Below are 16,351 nucleotides of genomic sequence, written 5' to 3'. Positions count from 1 at the left end.
GGCCTCGGCTATTTTGAGATCTTGGCTACGGCGAGTTCGACGGCGTTGCGCAGGATGCGCGGGTCGCGCCAGGCCCATTGCGCAAGCAGGCGCAGTTGCGGCGCCTTGCGCCGCTTGAGGAGCCGCGCCTGCCCCCACAGCGCCTGGTTGCGCGCGGTCTGCTTGTAGGCGTGGATCGACGCCTGGTCCTCCGGCCCATGCGGAAAACGCTGTTCGAGATGGTCGAGCGCAACCCAGGTGTTGAACTGCTGCTTCAGGAACAGCGGCGAATCCGCGTCCATGCCGTGGAAGATGTTGATGCCCTCGCCGCGCACTGCGCCAATGCTCTCGCACAGCACCGTGCGGCGCGCGGCGCGCGCGCAGTCGTAGAAGAACAACACGTCTTCAGCCGCAAGTCGCAGCGCCGCCTCGAAACGCACGTTCCGGAACAGGTTCTTGCCGATGACCATGCAGGAGAGATGCATGAAGCTCCAGTTCTTCAGCATCACGCCGGCAAGGTCGGGCACCTCGACAAACGGCGGATCGTCGGAGAGCCGGTCGACCTCGGCAATGCCGGCCAGGTCGGCCACGCCGAAGTGGTAGTAGAAGGCTTCGCTGCCCGCAATCGAGGCCCAGTAACAATCGGCATCAAAAAGTGACAGGCCACCCACAGCATTCTTCAGATGGTCGGGGGTCCACTCATCGTCGGAATCAAGGAAGGCGGCATATGAGCTGTCCGCCGGCACATGGTCGAGCCCGGTGTTGCGAGCGCCGCCGGGACCGGCATTCTCCTGTTTTATAACGGCTATTCGCGCTCTCTCTTCCAATGAAAGCCCATGGAGCTCGGGCTCTACGGGCAGCGGAGAGGCATCGTCGACGACGATCACGTCATAATCGGAATGGCTCTGTGCAAACACGGAATCAAGCGCGCGACGCAGAATACCGGGCTGTCGCTGGTAGTATGGAATGATGGCAGTGCACTTCGTCATTCTTTCGCGCCTTAAAAAATCCAGGGAGGCTCGCAGGCTATCGACTGTTCAATGGCTCGCGATTCGATGGCCCGAAAAACCTGGGCTCGTTGACGATGCAGCCCTTACGCAATGACAAACGGGGCTCGTTCATGGCGCCAGCAATCAACCTGAAGACTGTGACAAACAATGTCGGCTGGAGCGTCCTTTCGAAGACCAGCACATTCGGGCTGAAATTTGTCACCGTCCCGATCCTGGCGCGCATCCTCAGCCCGCAGGACTTCGGCGTGGTGGCTGTGGCGCAGACCGTGGTGATGTTCCTGACCATGATCGGAAGCGCCGGGCTCGCCACCTCGCTGGTGCTGCAGAAGCAAGAAGACATGGAAACCGTGCATACGGTTTTCTGGGCCAATCTGCTGATGGCGACCGTGATGGGGGCGGCGCTTTACATTTGGGCCGACCTGTTTGCCGCCCTGCTCGGCGCGGCCGACGCGGCCTATCTGCTCCGCATCATGGCGCTGCTCATCCCCATCCAGCTTTGCGGCGACGTCGCCTATTCGCTGCTTGCCCGACGCATGGCCTTCGACAAGGACGCGGCCTGGAGCGTTCTTTCCGAATCCGTCGGCGCGCTGGTGGCGGTGGGGCTGGCACTGCTTGGCTGGGGTGTGTGGGCACTGGTGGCGCAGCTGTTTTCCTCGGCGCTGGTGCGGCTTGCGGGCCTGTTCTACGCCACCGGCTATCGGCCGCGGGCGTCTGTTTCGCTGCCCAAGCTGGCGGGGCTGACGAAGTTCAGTCTCGGCATCACCGGGTCGGAAATCTTCAACTTCATCACCTTCCAATCGCCCCTGGTGGTGGTGTCGCGTCACTTGGGCCTCACGGATGCCGGCGCCTATTCGGCCGCCAACCGCTTTTCCAGCATTCCCAACCAGGTGGTGATTTCGGCGCTGATGGGCGTGCTGTTTCCAGTCTTCAGCCACATGCATGGCGAGCAGGAGCGCCGCACCAACGCACTGATGCTGAGCACGCAGGTGTGCACGCTGTTTCTGGCGCCTATGATGTTCGGCATGTGGGCCGTCGCCGAGCCGGCCATGCTGGTGATCTTCGGCCAGCAATGGGCCCATGCATGGCCGGTGCTCGGACTGCTTGCCCTTTCAAAGGGCATCATGTCGCCCTGCAGCACATTCATCCCCTATCTGAAGGGCGTGGGCCGCAGCAATGTGCTCTGGTGGGTTTCGGTGGTGCGCGCCGCCCTGGTTTACGGCGCCGTGAGCTATGGCGCGATGAACGGCGGGCTTGTAGCGGCGATGGTGTGGCTGTGCGTGGCCAACGCGGCAACGCTGGTGTTCTATTCCTGGGCGGTGTTCCGCACCGACGGCAGCGCCTTCCTGTCCGGCTTCTATGTCACCAGCCGGCCGATGATCACCTCAGTCGTCATGGCAGTGGCGGTGCGTCTTCTGCTCGACCAGATCAGGGATGCGGTGCCGAGCGCGGTCTGGCAGCTCGTCATCGGCAGCATTGTCGGCGCGCTCATCTACGGGCTGCTGGTGCTGCTGATCGAGCGCGCCCTTTTGCGCAAGCTGCTGGAGCTGGTCAAACAGCGCCGCGCTTCGCAAACCGCCACCGAGGCGAGCATCTGATCCCGGCCTCGGCCGCAATTTCATCATGGGCGGCCGCGTGGTAGTTTCGTTTCGTATTCCGCGATCAATCTGGAGAGGCCGGCATGGCATTGTTCCGCTTTCGAACCAGAAGCCCCGGCCGCGACAGCGCGACCGATGAAAGCCGGCGGCAACGCCTGCAGCAGCTTCTGGACACGCTGAACGCGGAGATCGAAGCCGAGCGCAGCGGCCTGCGCAATCGCTACGACAAGATCGTGGCCGACGCCGCATTCTCGCAGCAGGCCTTGGAGCAGAAAAGCGCCGGCGGCGAAATCTCCTCGCGCATCGACGAGTTGACCGGCGCCATGATGCGCTACACCGAGCGGCTCTCCACACTGGACCGGCAATGCGCTTTTGTTACCGAGATGCATAGCCGGCTCGATGCGTTTTTCCGGGAGAATACAAGGTTCGCGGACTCCGGGAAGGCCGCTGGCCCGAAACCGGAATAACGTGCGCTTACAAAAAGTTATCCGCTCCGGCCGGCTATTGTCAGCTGCGGTCACAATCTCATCTCCCCCCTGCCCTATGCATCCAGCCATTCTTGCTGTGATTTTTGATGGACGCGGTTTCTCCGGAGGCCGCAGAGCATAAAGGGGAGAGGCCACGTGACGCCAATCGCGACCAGAACCACCCGAATCAATTTCAATCTCGCTCTTATGGGGGCGGCTGCACTTCTTGCCTCGACGGGCGCCGCCACATTGCCAAGCCTCGCGCAGGACCCCATCGGCGCGTCCTTCGTCGAGAACTTCGACAAGCTCGACAAGAGCCGCTGGTACATCTCCGACGGCTGGTCGAATGGCGATCACCAGAACTGCATCTGGTCGAAGAACCAGGTCTCGGTTGCCAATGGCGTGCTCAAGCTGGGTTTCGCAAAACAGACGCTGAAGGACCGCAATCATGTCTGCGGCGAGATCCAGACCAACGCGCGTTTCGGCTACGGCACCTTCGAGGTGCGCATGAAGGCCGTGGCCGGTTCGGGCCTCAACACCGGATTCTTCACCTATATCGGCCCCACGCACGGGCAGCCGCATGACGAGATCGACTTCGAGATCCTCGGCAAGGACCCCTCGAAGGTTCAGCTCAACCAGTATGTAAACGGCAAGAGCGTGGGCAGCGCGGCGCTGGTGGACGTGCCGGGCGGCGCCGCCAAAGGTTTCCACGACTATGCCTTCGTCTGGGAGAAGGAGCGCATCCGCTGGTATGTCGACGGCAAGCTGGTCGGCGAGGCCACCGACCCGGCAAGGATCCCGAGCCATCCGTCAAAGATCTATATGAGCCTCTGGGGCTCCGATATCCTGAAGTCCTGGATGGGTGCCTTCGTCGAGCCCGCGGGACCGGTCGCCGCGGAGATCGAGCGCGTCGCCTACACGGCGCCGGGCGATGCCTGCCAGTTTCCTGAATCGGTTGCCTGCAAGCTGAAATAGCCGCGGAGCAACCCGATGCTGCACGTACTCTATCTCGTGCATGACCTGTCCGACCCGGCAGTTGGCCGACGGGTGGCCATGCTGCAGGCCGGCGGCGCCGAGGTGTCGCTGGCCGGCTTCCGGCGTGCCGAAAAACCGGCGCCCGGCTTGGAAGCTTTGGCGCCGATCGATCTCGGCCCGACGCGGGACGGAAAATTCGCACAGCGCCTTGCAGCCGTGGGCAAGGCGGCGCTGGTGCTTGGCGCACGCCTGCGCAAGGTGCGCAGGCCCGATGTCATCATCGGCCGCAATCTCGAAATGCTGGCGCTGGCACGGCGGGCGAGATCGCTGTTTTCGGCCGAGGTGCCGATCGTTTATGAATGCCTCGACATTCACCGGCTGTTGCTCGGCAGCGGCGGCATCTCGCACGCCATGCGGGCGGCGGAAAGGCGCCTCGGCGACGACGTCTCGCTGCTGATGACAAGCTCGCCCGCCTTTGTGCGCAATTATTTCCAGCGGTTCGACCAGACCGAGGCGCCGGTGCTGCTGCTGCACAACAAGGTGCTGGAACTGGACCGCCAGCCGGCGGCCGGGAACGGCGCCCCCCCGCCCGCGCCTGGCGACCCCTGGGTGATTGGCTGGTTCGGTGCGTTGCGCTGCCGCAAATCGCTGGAACTGCTGGCGGCCTTCACGAGGCAGGCGCAAGGCCGCTTCGAAGTCGTGCTGCGTGGTCGCCCCGCATATTCCGAATTCGCGGATTTCGATGGCTTTGTCGCGGCCGAGCCGCACATGCGCTTCGAGGGTGCCTACCGCAATCCCCAGGACCTCGCTGCAATCTATGGCGAAGTGCATTTCGCCTGGGCGGTCGACTTCTTCGAAGAAGGGCTGAATTCCAGCTGGCTGCTGCCCAACCGGCTCTATGAAGGCTGCCTGCACGGCGCGATCCCGATTGCCATGGCCGATACCGAAACCGGCCGCTTCCTGGCCGAGCGGCAGATCGGCCTTCGGCTAGAAAAAGCTTCCCCGGATGCATTGGCGACGCTTCTGAGCAACATCGATGCCGACGGTTTTGCGGCCCTGCGCGGTGGGGTCACCGCCCAGGACCGCGGCACATGGGTCTGCGACAGGCAGGACTGCCTGGCGCTGGTGGAACGGCTGAGAGGGCTTTCGACACGAAGAGAGCCGGCCGCCCTGCTTGAGGCGGCCTGACAACAGCCAACAAATGAGCGTGACGATGACCGAAGCGAAGCTGCCGGCCCGGCCGTGCATGATTGTGATTCCCTGCCTCAACGAGGCCCAGAACATGGAGGCGCTGGTGATGCGGCTGGAACCCTCCGCAGAGCGCCTCGACATGGCGATCGTGGTGGTGGATGGCGGCAGCACAGACGGCACGCTGCAGATCGTCGAGACCCTTGCGGCCTCGAACCCCCGCGTGCAGCTTCTTCACAATCCGCAGAGGCTCCAGAGCGCTGCGGTCAATCTCGCCGTCGAACAGTTCGGCGACGTTTTCCGCAGCTTCATCCGCATCGATGCGCATGGCGACTACCCTGTCGACTACTGCGAGCGGCTGATCGAGGAGGCCGAGGCAACGCACGCGGATTCGGTCGTGGTCGCCATGGCCACGCGCGGCTTCAGCGCCTTTCAGAAGGCGACGGCGATGGCGCAGAACTCGAGGCTCGGCAATGGCGGCTCGCCGCACCGCCGGGGCGCCAGGGGCCATTGGACCGACCACGGCCACCACGCCTTGATGCGCGTGAGCGCCTTCCGCGCCGTCGGCGGCTATGACGAGGGCTTCAGCCACAACGAGGATGCAGAACTGGATTATCGGCTGCGGGCCGCCGGCTACCGCCTGTGGATGACCGACAAGACATTCATGGTCTACTATCCGAGAGCCACGGTGCGGGGGCTGTTCAGGCAGTATCTTGGCTACGGCAGGGGCCGGGCAAAGAACATCCTCAAGCATCGCGCCGTTCCGAAAATCCGGCAGATGATCCCGCTGATGGTTGTTCCGGTCGTCGCAGGCGCGTCGCTTGCGGTGCTGAACTGGGCGGCGGTGCTGCCGGCCGCGCTCTGGGCGTCTGTCTGCCTGGGCTACGGCGTGTGGATGGCTTTGGGCCAGCGCAACCCCTATGGGCCGCTGGCGGCCTTCTCGGCAATGGTCATGCACCTCGCCTGGTCGGCGGGCTTCTGGTTGCAGCTTCTGGATTTCCGCAAGCGCGAGGAAACGGCATGAGCACGCGTGGCACCAGCGCACCAAAACCCCGGCGCATCGACATCGGCGTTTGCACCTTTCGGCGGCAGGAACTCGAGGACACGCTGCGCTCGCTGGGCGCGCTCACAATTCCGCCTGACACGATGCTGCGCGCAATCGTGGCCGACAATGACGCGGTGCCGAGCGCACGCGGCCTCGTCTATGCATTGGCGAGCCAGGTGCCATTCGACCTCGTCTATGTGCACTGCCCCGCCGCCAACATCTCGCTTGCCCGCAATGCATGCCTCGAGAGCAGCAACGGTGACTTCCTTGCATTTATCGACGACGATTCGACGGCCTCCCCGGAGTGGCTGGCCGAGTTGCTGAAGGTCGCCGACGCCACCGGCGCGGATGCTGTGCTGGGGCCGGTTCAGGCGGTTTATGGCCCCGGCGCGCCCGGCTGGATGAGCCAAGGCGATTTCCACTCCACCACGCCAGTCTTCGTGAAAGGCCAGATCCGCACCGGCTACAGCGGCAATGTGCTGCTGCGTTGCGCTTCGCCATACGTCGCTGGGCGCCGCTTCAACCTGGCGCGGGGCCGCAGCGGCGGCGAAGACACGGAATATTTCGCCCGCCTGCACCGAGCCGGCGGCACCATTGCCTATGCACCGGGCGCGGTGGTGGTCGAGCCGGTTGCCAGCGAGCGCGCACGGCTTTCGTGGCTGCTCAAGCGGCGCTTCCGCGTCGGACAGACCCATGGCCGGCTGCTTGGCGAACTGCAGCAAACCCGGCGGCCGCTGCCCCAGGCCGGGCTGGCCTTCGCCAAGGCCGCCTACTGCTTCGCGGCGGCCGCTGCGAGCGCAATCTCCGCGGAACGGCGCAACCGCTTCGGCCTGCGCGGCGTCATGCATGTCGGCGCCGTGAGCGGAATTCTGGGCGCGCAAGAGATCGAGCAATATGGCGAGCGGCAACCGGCAGGAGAACGCGGCAATGCGGCCTGACGTGACTTTCATCATGGCGGCCTACAACGCCGAGGCGACGATTGCCCACGCCCTGCGCAGCGCGCTTGACCAGAAAGGCGTGAGCGTTGAAGTGGTGGTGGTCGACGATTGTTCGCGCGACAGCACGGTCGACGTTGCCCGGGCCTTTCCCGAGGACACGGTCCATGTCGTCGCGCTTGGCCAAAATCGCGGTCCGGGCGGGGCTCGCAACGCCGGCCTCTCCGTGGCGCGCGGCCGCTGGATCGCAGTGCTCGATTGCGACGACACCGTCTCGCCGCAGCGCCTCGCCCGCATGATCGGCCGAGCGGAAGCGACGGGCGCGCAAATTGCCGTCGACAATCTCGATGTCGTCCGCGACGCCGGCGCCCGCAAAACCATGTTCCAGGCTGAGCTGCTGGAAAGCATAGGCGAACTGACGCTTCCCGCCTTCATCGCAGCCAACATCATGTTCGAGGAGACGTTCTCGTTCGGCTACATGAAGCCGGTGTTCGAACGGGCTTTCATCGAGCGGCACGGGCTGCGCTATGACGAACGACTGCGCATCGGCGAGGACTATATCTTTCTCGCCTCCGCCCTGGCCACGGGCGGCCGATGCGTGGTCGAACCGGAGGCAGGCTATGCCTACCACATCCGCGAAGGTTCCATTTCGCGCGTGCTGGAACTGGGCCATGTGGAGGCGATGCTCGCCGCCGACGCCGAGTTTGTGCGCGGCCATCAGTTGGATGCGGCTGCCGACGCCGCGCAGGCCCGACGCACCCGCAGCCTCCGGGAGGCCGCCGCCTTCCTGTCGCTGGTGCAGCACCTGAAGGACGGGGCGCCTTTGAAGGCGGCCGGCGCGGCACTGCGCGATCCGGCGGCGCTGAGGCACCTCCGGATGCCCATTGCCGCCCGCTTGCGGCGGCTCGCAACCACATTCCAGTCTCGCCAGACGCCCGGTCGGGCCGGCTGAGACGACGAACCACCGGTATTGGGCGGGGATGGCTCGATATCCGACCAACAGGAAGAGGGAAAGCATATGATGAAGAAGGTGAAAAAGGCGGTGATTCCGGTCGCGGGGCTCGGGACCCGGTTCCTGCCGGCCACCAAGGCGATGCCGAAGGAAATGCTGACCGTGGTCGATCGGCCGGTGGTGCAGTATGCAGTCGACGAGGCGCTGGAAGCCGGCATCGAGCACATCGTTTTCGTCACCGGCCGCAACAAGCATGTGATCGAGGACTATTTCGACATCCAGCCCGAACTCGTGGACACGCTGGCCCGCTCCGGCAAGAAGGAACAGCTTGCGTCGCTGGAGCGGATGCAGCTGCCGGCCGGCGCCATCAGCTTCACCCGCCAGCAGGCCCCGCACGGGCTTGGACACGCGGTCTGGTGCGCGCGCGACATCGTCGGCGACGAGCCTTTCGCGCTGCTTCTGCCGGACATGGTGTCGTTCGGTGAAAAGGGTTGCCTGGCCGGCATCATGGATCTCTACGAGCACACCGGCGGCAATGTCATCGCCGTGGAACAGTGCGATCCGACGGAAACCAACAAATATGGCATCGTCGGCAAAGGCCGCGTGGTGCAGGGCGGCGGCTTCGAGGTGACGGCGATGGTTGAGAAGCCGGCCCCGGCGGCCGCACCGTCCAACTATTACATCAACGGCCGCTACATCCTACAGCCGGAGGTGTTCGACATCCTGGCCACCCAGGAGCGCGGCGCCGGCAATGAAATCCAGCTGACCGACGCCATGAAGCGGCTGTCCGCGAGCCAGGCCTTCCACGCCCACCACTTCAAGGGCCGCATGTTCGACTGCGGCTCTAAGGAGGGCTTCATCCAGGCCAACGTCGCCTTCGCCCTGGAGCGCAGCGACATCCGCGGCCTGGTGTTCGAACCGATCGCGCAGATGATCGCCTCGCAGACGCGCCGCAACGAGGCCGCCTGAGCAGGATGATTTCGCGGCCGGCGGCATCCGTCGCCGGTCGCAATCGGCGCGCGACAGTCCAGAGGATCAACCCGCGGGAGTGGCGGCCAGGCCCATGCACCAGAAAAATATTCCATTGAACAGCAGAATGCCCCGGGAAGCCGAGGACGCCGACCGCTTCATCGATCTGGAGCGTCTTGCCGCAATCGCGCTCAGGCAGGCGCGGGTGGTGGCTGTTGGCGCTGGCATCGGCCTGACGCTCGGCGTAGCCTATCTCGTCTTCACCCCTTCCGAATACACCGCCGCCACGCGCATCCTGCTGGACAACAGCCTGACCAGGTTCGCCGAGGAGAAGAACCCCGCGCCGGCGGCCATGCAGGCCGACTCGATGATTTCCAGTGAGGTCGAGATCCTGAAATCGGCACGGCTTGCCCGTGCAGTCGCCGTCGCCCAGAACCTGCAGGCGAACGAAGCCTTCCTGAACCCGCCACGCTCGCCCATCGGCTGGTTGAAAGGCCAAGTGAAAGCGATGACCGGGCTGTTCTCTTCCGCCCCCGAACCGTCGCCTGCTTCGGTCGAGAACGCGAGGATCGGCAAAGCTACGGCATTGCTGCAGGCGGGCCTCAATGCCGAGCGCGTCGGCCGCAGCTATGTCATCGAGGTTTCGTTCCGTGCCAACGACCGCAAGCTCGCCGGTGCGATCGCGCGCGCCTATGCCGATGCCTATCTCTCCGACCAGCTCGACGCCAATTTCGACGCGACGCAGCGGGCGACGGTGTGGTTGCAGGGAAGGCTGGCCGAATTGCGCGAAAGCTCGCAGGCGGCCGCACTGGAAGTCGAGAAGTTCCGCGCCGAACATGGGCTGACCTCAGCCCGTGGCGAACTGATTTCGGAACAGCAGCTTTCCGACCTCAACAGCCAGCTCATCCTCGCTCAGGCCGACACGGCGAATGCGCTGGCGCGCTACGAGCAGTTCAAGGCGATTATCGACAGCGGCCCTGACAACGCCGTGAAAAACGCGACCATTCCGGCTGATAAGGGCGGCAACAACGGCGTCATCAGTGACCTGAAAGCACGCTATCTCGGCGTCACCAAGCGCGAGCAGGAGATCTCGACCCGCTTCGGCAAGGACCATGCCCAGGCAGTGGCTCTGCGGCGGGAGCAGGCCGACCTGACCGGCCAGATCTTCCAGGAATTGCAGCAGCTGACCGAAAGCTATCGCAACGAATACGAGGTCGCCAAATCGCGCGAGACGTCGCTTCGCAACAATGTCGGGCAGATGGCAGGGCAGAGTTCCGAAGCCGGGCAGTCGCTGGTGCGGCTGCGCGAACTGGAACAGAAGTCGGCTGCGCTCGCTACACTCTATCAAACGTTCCTCGCCCGCCACGAGGAAGCGTCGCAGCAGCGATCCTTCCCAATCGCCAAGGCGCGGGTGATCTCCGAGGCCGGCGATCCTGTGTCAGCATCCAGCCCGCGCAAGGCAATGGCGCTTGGCCTGTCGCTGGTTCTCGGCCTGTTCGGCGGCGCGGCGGCAGGCGCCTTCCGGGAATTTCGCGAGCGCTTTTTTCGCACCGGCGAAGACGTTCGCACTGCCCTCGGTTTTGATTTCCTGGGCTATCTGCCGGTTGTCGGCGCAAGGCTCTCCAACAGCAATGCCGGGTCGCTGGCCGAGGCGGCGCCGCCTGTCACCCCGCGCATTCTGCGCGTGGCGATCAATGCGCCCTCTTCCTCCTTCGCCGAAACGCTGCGCAACACCAAGCTCGCCTGCGACGTGGTCTTGCAGGGCAGGCCCAGCAAGGTGATCGGCTTCGTCTCGGTCCTACCGCACGAGGGCAAGACGACGGTGGCCGCGAATTTCGCCGGGCTGCTCGCCGCAAACGGCGCCCGCACCCTGCTGATCGACGGCGACTTGCGCAATCCAGGTCTCAGCCGCGGACTTTCGCTGGCGCCGGACAAAGGGCTGGTCGAGGCCATAGTGGGCGAACAGCCGTGGCAGAACACGGTGATGGTGGACCGGACGACGCGGCTCGCCATCATCCCCGCGGTGGTGCGCCGGCGGCAGTCGCATACCAGCGAGCTTCTGTCCGGTCCCGGCATGCGGGCATTGATCGAGGAGGCGCGCACCGCCTACGACTACATCGTGGTCGACCTGCCGCCGCTCGGCCCGGTGGTGGATGCAAAAGCCTTTGCACCCATGGCCGACGGTTTCGTGATTGTGACCGAATGGGGCAGCACGCCCCGCGCGCTGGTGCGGGCGGCGATGCAGGCCGAACCGCAAGTCGCCGACAAGGTGCTGGGCATGGTGCTTAACAAGACAGACACGGGCCAGCTAGCGCGCTATAGCACGTTCGGCGGCGCCGAGCGATACCTTGAGCACTATGCGTCCTATTATGTCGAACCCACAGCCGCAAAGGGCTAGGCGATCTGATTTAGACCACGCGGTTGCTGAGATAGCGGCCCTTGTTGCGGAAGATCCGCAGGGCCGTCAGCCGGCCACTGTAGTAGCAACCGGTATCTATGTTGATGCGGCCGCGTTCGAGCTTCGCCTCGGCGACCGGTGTGTGGCCATGCACCACGTATTTCCTCAGCGGATGCGGGCTCTCATAGAAAGCCGAGCGGATGTAGATCAGGTCGTCGTCCGATTGCTGATCGAGAGCCGCTTCCGGTCGGATGCCGGCGTGGACGAAGACGTAGCGATCAGCTTCCACCATTATGGGCAGCGACCGTAAAAACGCGACATGGGCGGCGGGTATGGCGCGGCGGATCACTTCGTTCACCTGCCGCGACGATCGGTAGACATGGCCCAGCCGGTCTGGGTCGACGCCGTAGGAAAACAGCGTCGCCGCAGCCCCCATCGGCATCCATTGCGACAGCGACAGGTGTCCGTCCAGATAGTCGAGCAGTGCCACTTCGTGATTGCCGGTCAGGCAAATGCGGTCGAAGCCGGGTGGAGGCGGCGCCATCAGGTGATCAACGACCCGGCTGGAGTCCGGGCCCCGGTCGATATAGTCGCCCAGCATCACGATGATCTTCCGGCCGGGCAACGATCGGGCGTCGTCGACTATCACCCCCTCCAGCGTCAGCAGCTCATCGAGGCAGCCATGTATGTCGCCGATAGCGTAGACGGCAGCCTCGGCCAAGTCGAGCCGCAGCCGGTCACGTTGGGCTCGCCCCGCGCCCCTGTCCAGACCGAATAAGCCGGCAAACGTCTTCATCCAGCGCCCTTCGTTCCGTTTCGACACCTGCCGGCCCAGGGCCTGTGGAAGGGCCGGCCTGGCTCTCTGTTATTCGGCGTCGCACTTTGTGAACCCCGATCCACCGGGAATCTGCCCAGATTCACATTTGGACCACCCGCGCCGTTCAAAATGACGGGGGATTCGTCGCCACCCGTGCCACCCGGCCATGGGAGCAGATTGAGGCGACAGGATGAAGGCCTCGTTTTGAGGCCGTTGCCACCTGTGCGGAGCATCCGTGCCCGCAAGCGCCTGTTTGAGGCGCCGCACGTATTTTTTAGGAGGAAAGATTTTTGACGCCATCCCACGCTTCGCTCGCCCACGTCCGCCCTTCGCCAATCGAAAGGACAATGTCGGACCGGATCAGGATCGCGCGGGCGCTGTGTATTTTTTTCATGACTTTCGTTCATGTGCAGCCCGGCATCGCCGAAAACGTCTATGATCGCGACGCCGGCTTTTTCGACATCGTCTATTTCATCCTCACCCGGTTGGTCGGGCTCAGCTCGGTTTCGCTGCTCAGCATCGTCTCGGGTTTCTTCATCGTCTCCAGCCTGCACAAGTCGGGCTCGCTTGCGCTCTACCGCTCCAAGGTGAAGACACTGGTGGTGCCGCTGGTTGCCTGGAACCTGCTGATGCTCGGCCTGCTCGGCCTCTACGGCCTGCTTTCCGGCAAGTGGCAGGACTGGCCGGAATTCACCCCGCTCGGCCTCGGCAATGCCATTTTCGCGCTGACCGGATGGCCGCTCGTGGTGCCGCTCTGGTTCCTGCGCGATCTCTTCGTGTGCTGCCTTCTGTCGCCGGTGCTCCATGTGGCGCTGACACGCGCACCCATCGCGACGATCCTGGCACTCGTTGCCCTCACCCTGTTCGGCGAAGATTTCTACCTGATGCAGCGGCCGCAGCTTCTGCTCTTCTTCGGCCTCGGCATGTGGCTGCGCCTTGCCGCTGCCGACGAAGCCAAGATCGACAGGATAGCGAGGCCGCTGGCCTTCGGTCTGATCGCAATGGCCGCCATCTTCCTCACGATCCGCATCGAGCGGGTCCTGCTTGCGGAGATGGACGAAACTCTGCGGCTGACACTCGACACGCTGCTGCGCGTCACCATGGCGGCAGGCTTCTGGTGGGCAACGGAGGCGATCAGGCGCTCCCCGCTCGCCGAACCGCTGATGCGCTTCGAACCCTACGCCTTCTTCCTGTTCTGCAGCCACGCCATCCTGTTCAACTTCGGCGGCATCATCTTCCGCCGGTGTTTCGGCAATTACGGCTCCGACCTGTTCCCGATCACCTTTTTCGCCTTGCCTTTCCTGGCAGTGATAGCTTCCATCGTCGGCCTGCAAATCATCAACAGGTCGAATTTGCTTCTCTTCCTGTTCAATGCGGGGCACCGGGTGTCCACACTGAACCGCGGCGCCCGGGAGCAGACCGCTTGAGAAACATTAGACAAGCAATATGCGCTGCTCGTATCTTGCTGATGTATTTTCAGGCTCAATTCAAACCGAAGCCGTTTCGGACATAAGACTATTGCGGGTTGTTCCTACCGGGGGAAGAAACATGACCATCAGGCTGGGCCTTGTCGGCCTCGGCAAGATAGCGCGGGATCAGCACCTTCCTGCCATTGCGGCAACGAAGGAAATCGAGCTCGCCGCGATTGCCAGCCGAAGCGCAGGCCTGCCGGACCTGCCCTGTTTCCACGACATCGATGCGCTTCTCGCAAGCGACACGCAGGTCGACGCCATTTCGCTGTGCACACCGCCGCAGGGGCGCTTCGAACAGGCGCTGGCGGCGCTCGATGCCGGCAAGCACCTGATGCTGGAAAAACCGCCCGGCATGTCGATCGCGGAAGTGGAAGCACTCGGCCGAATGGCGCGCGACAAGGGGGTGACGATCTTCGCCACATGGCATTCGCGCGAGGCGGCGGGCGTCGAACCCGCCTGCGCCTTCCTGGCCGACAAGTCCGTCCGTTCCGTCCGCATCGACTGGAAGGAAGACGTTCGCCACTGGCACCCCGGCCAGCAATGGATCTGGGAACCGGGCGGCCTCGGCGTCTTCGACCCGGGCATCAACGCGCTTTCGATCGTCACCCGCATCCTGCCGGAGCCGATGCGCCTCGTCTCCTCCACGCTGGATTTCCCGGAAAACCGCGACGCGCCGATTGCCGCCTCGCTGGGCTTCCGCACGGCTTCGGGTGCACCGGTGGAGGCGGAATTCGACTGGCGCCAGACAGGCCCGCAGAGCTGGGACATTCGCGTCGAGACCGACGGCGGCGAGTTGCACCTTTCGCAGGGCGGCAGCCGGCTTGCCATCGACGGCGTTCAGCGCATGGCCGAGCCCGATACGGAGTACCGCAACCTCTATCGGCGCTTCGTCGAACTCGTAGGCTCCGGCCGGTCCGATTTCGACCTGTCACCGCTGATCCATGTGGCCGATGCCTTCCTGCTCGGGCGCAGGCGGGTTACGGCCGCATTTTACGACTGACCGAAACGGCGCCACACGGCGGCCATCATCGAATGGCCGCGTCGTAGGCGGCGACGATTTTCCGTGCCGCGGATGCGGTGTCCTCGGGGCTCTGGCCGGGCCGGTAGAGCGCCGTGCCGATGCCGAAGCCGCTGGCGCCAGCCCTTATCCAGGCGTCGAAATTGTCCGCCCCGGCACCGCCAACCGCATAGAGAGGGGTATCCTTCGGCAGCACGGCCTTCATTGCCGCAAGCCCCGCCGGGCCGATCAGCGAGGCCGGAAAGAGTTTCAGGCCGGTCGCGCCGGCGGCGAGGGCGGAAAAACACTCCGTCGGCGTCATCACTCCAGGCCATGACTGCATGCCGGCGGCACGCGTCGCCGCTATCACCGCCGGATCGCAATTGGGCGAGACGACGAGCCCGGCACCCAGGCTGGCAAGGCGCTCTACCTCCGCCGCCGACAGCACCGTGCCTGCGCCGATCAGCGCCTGCCCTGCGAAACGGGCAAGAAGGCGGGCGATGCTGTCGAAAGGCTGCGGAGAATTGAGCGGCACCTCGATGATGGTGATGCCCGCCTCGATCAGGGCCTGGGCATGCGCCTCGACTTCCGGCGGTGTGATGCCGCGAAGAATGGCGATGATGTTGCGGCTCATGCTGTCTCCGCGCCGATCCGTTCGAAAGCCTGCACGAGGCCGAGCAACGCCATCTTCTCACCGGAGATCGCGCGGGCCTGGCCACCAAGACCGGCAAGCGCGCGCCGGTAGAGTTCCGTCAGAGCGCCGCTGCCCACGACGAGCACCTCGTTCTCCTGCCAGAACCGCCGCGCTGCTGCCAACTCGGCACCGACTAGCAGGCCGGAAAGGCGGCTGCGCGCGGCCGCGGCCGGCAGGTCGGCGAGCAGCCCCGCGGCGCGCAGACGGAACAGCTCGGCCGCAAGCCCTGCCGGCTGCGAAATGGCATCCGCGAGGCCCGCATCAAACGCAGCCTCGTCGCTCCCCTCGCCTGCCATGCCGTGGCGCAGCACCGATTGCGTGGCGAGCAGCGCGAAAAGCTCGCCGGTCATGAATGTGGCGAAGCGCTCCACGCGCCCTTCCTTCACCAGCGCCCATTTGCTGTGGGTGCCCGGCAGGCAGACGACACCGGCGAAGCTCGGACTGGTGGCGAGCACGCCTGCGATCTGCGTTTCCTCGCCGCGCATCACGTCGGCGGGTTCGGCCTGCGAAAGCCCCGGAACGATGAAGACCTCGATGCGCGGGCTTGCGACCGTCGGCCGGGCGAAAGGTCCGCCGACCGGCGTGCAGGGCACGGTGCGGTAGGCCGCTTCCGTCCAGCCCTGACGGGCGCCGGCCATGCCGCAGACGATGACAGGCGTGACACGCTTGGCATCGAGCCAATCGCCGATCAGTTCCAGAAGCGCCGGTTCGTAGCCATCGGGGGTGAGCTTGCCCATTCCGGCGTCGCTAGATGCCTCCGCCAGCAGATTACCCGCCTCGTCTAGGGCGAAGACGCGCAGATTGCTGGTTCCCCAATCTGCAACGATGCGCGCTGCGGTAACCCGGCTCATGGACGTG

At 64.6% G+C, this 16,351-nt stretch carries 15 protein-coding genes; 11 read left to right on the top strand and 4 right to left on the bottom strand.

The window, feature by feature from the left end:
* Positions 1-8 precede the first annotated feature (8 nt).
* Positions 9-968: a glycosyltransferase family 2 protein gene (locus AC3A4H_RS16510; RefSeq protein WP_487767668.1), complete on the bottom strand. Its 960-nt coding sequence runs from the start codon at positions 966-968 to the stop codon at positions 9-11.
* Between the two features lie 131 nt (positions 969-1,099).
* On the opposite strand from AC3A4H_RS16510, the gene AC3A4H_RS16505 reads away from it, so the two are divergent.
* From AC3A4H_RS16505 to AC3A4H_RS16465, 9 genes are all read left to right on the top strand, one after another.
* The gene (locus AC3A4H_RS16505; protein WP_487767667.1) at positions 1,100-2,584 is read left to right on the top strand and encodes a lipopolysaccharide biosynthesis protein; all 1,485 of its coding nucleotides are present in this window, start codon (positions 1,100-1,102) and stop codon (positions 2,582-2,584) included.
* Positions 2,585-2,667: 83 nt separating this feature from the next.
* The gene (locus AC3A4H_RS16500) at positions 2,668-3,051 is read left to right on the top strand and encodes a hypothetical protein (protein WP_487767666.1); all 384 of its coding nucleotides are present in this window, start codon (positions 2,668-2,670) and stop codon (positions 3,049-3,051) included.
* A gap of 156 nt (positions 3,052-3,207) precedes the next feature.
* Positions 3,208-4,026 carry an endo-1,3-1,4-beta-glycanase ExoK gene (gene exoK, locus AC3A4H_RS16495; RefSeq protein ID WP_487767665.1) on the top strand — a complete coding sequence of 273 codons (819 nt, stop codon included), beginning with the start codon at positions 3,208-3,210 and terminating at the stop codon, positions 4,024-4,026.
* A gap of 15 nt (positions 4,027-4,041) precedes the next feature.
* Positions 4,042-5,214, top strand: a complete 1,173-nt coding sequence (locus AC3A4H_RS16490; RefSeq protein ID WP_487767664.1) for a glycosyltransferase — start codon at positions 4,042-4,044, stop codon at positions 5,212-5,214.
* Positions 5,215-5,239: 25 nt separating this feature from the next.
* Complete coding sequence (locus AC3A4H_RS16485) at positions 5,240-6,238, top strand: glycosyltransferase family 2 protein (protein ID WP_487767663.1); 999 nt, start codon at positions 5,240-5,242, stop codon at positions 6,236-6,238.
* Positions 6,235-7,197 carry a glycosyltransferase family 2 protein gene (locus AC3A4H_RS16480; protein WP_487767662.1) on the top strand — a complete coding sequence of 321 codons (963 nt, stop codon included), beginning with the start codon at positions 6,235-6,237 and terminating at the stop codon, positions 7,195-7,197. Before AC3A4H_RS16485 ends, AC3A4H_RS16480 begins: the two co-directional genes overlap by 4 nt.
* Positions 7,187-8,146 (top strand): glycosyltransferase family 2 protein, encoded by a 960-nt coding sequence (locus tag AC3A4H_RS16475; protein ID WP_487767661.1) that lies wholly within the window; start codon positions 7,187-7,189, stop codon positions 8,144-8,146. Before AC3A4H_RS16480 ends, AC3A4H_RS16475 begins: the two co-directional genes overlap by 11 nt.
* A 69-nt stretch (positions 8,147-8,215) precedes the next feature.
* Entirely contained in the window at positions 8,216-9,115 is a 900-nt protein-coding gene (gene galU / locus AC3A4H_RS16470; protein WP_487767660.1) for a UTP--glucose-1-phosphate uridylyltransferase GalU, read from the top strand.
* A 94-nt stretch (positions 9,116-9,209) separates the two neighbouring features.
* On the top strand, positions 9,210-11,513 hold the full coding sequence (locus AC3A4H_RS16465) for a polysaccharide biosynthesis tyrosine autokinase (protein ID WP_487767659.1): 2,304 nt from the start codon (positions 9,210-9,212) through the stop codon (positions 11,511-11,513).
* A gap of 10 nt (positions 11,514-11,523) precedes the next feature.
* Here the strand turns inward: AC3A4H_RS16465 and AC3A4H_RS16460 are convergent, their stop codons facing one another.
* A complete protein-coding gene (locus tag AC3A4H_RS16460; protein WP_487767658.1) occupies positions 11,524-12,309 on the bottom strand; it encodes a metallophosphoesterase family protein in 786 nt (261 codons plus the stop codon).
* Between the two features lie 368 nt (positions 12,310-12,677).
* On the opposite strand from AC3A4H_RS16460, the gene AC3A4H_RS16455 reads away from it, so the two are divergent.
* Positions 12,678-13,757, top strand: coding sequence for an acyltransferase family protein (locus tag AC3A4H_RS16455; protein WP_487767657.1), 1,080 nt, complete (start codon positions 12,678-12,680; stop codon positions 13,755-13,757).
* Positions 13,758-13,878: 121 nt separating this feature from the next.
* Positions 13,879-14,802 (top strand): Gfo/Idh/MocA family protein, encoded by a 924-nt coding sequence (locus AC3A4H_RS16450; RefSeq protein ID WP_487767656.1) that lies wholly within the window; start codon positions 13,879-13,881, stop codon positions 14,800-14,802.
* Between the two features lie 25 nt (positions 14,803-14,827).
* On the opposite strand, the gene AC3A4H_RS16445 is transcribed toward AC3A4H_RS16450, so the two are convergent.
* Positions 14,828-15,433 (bottom strand): 2-dehydro-3-deoxy-6-phosphogalactonate aldolase, encoded by a 606-nt coding sequence (locus AC3A4H_RS16445; RefSeq protein ID WP_487767655.1) that lies wholly within the window; start codon positions 15,431-15,433, stop codon positions 14,828-14,830.
* Positions 15,430-16,344 carry a 2-dehydro-3-deoxygalactonokinase gene (locus tag AC3A4H_RS16440; protein ID WP_487767654.1) on the bottom strand — a complete coding sequence of 305 codons (915 nt, stop codon included), beginning with the start codon at positions 16,342-16,344 and terminating at the stop codon, positions 15,430-15,432. The genes AC3A4H_RS16445 and AC3A4H_RS16440 overlap by 4 nt, the downstream gene beginning before the upstream one ends.
* Positions 16,345-16,351 lie beyond the last annotated feature (7 nt).

The sequence above is a fragment of the Pseudaminobacter sp. Soil_N_29 genome (assembly GCF_057656055.1).
The sequence above is the reverse complement of the archived record's forward strand: the minus strand, read 5'-3'. Positions and strand labels throughout refer to the sequence as shown.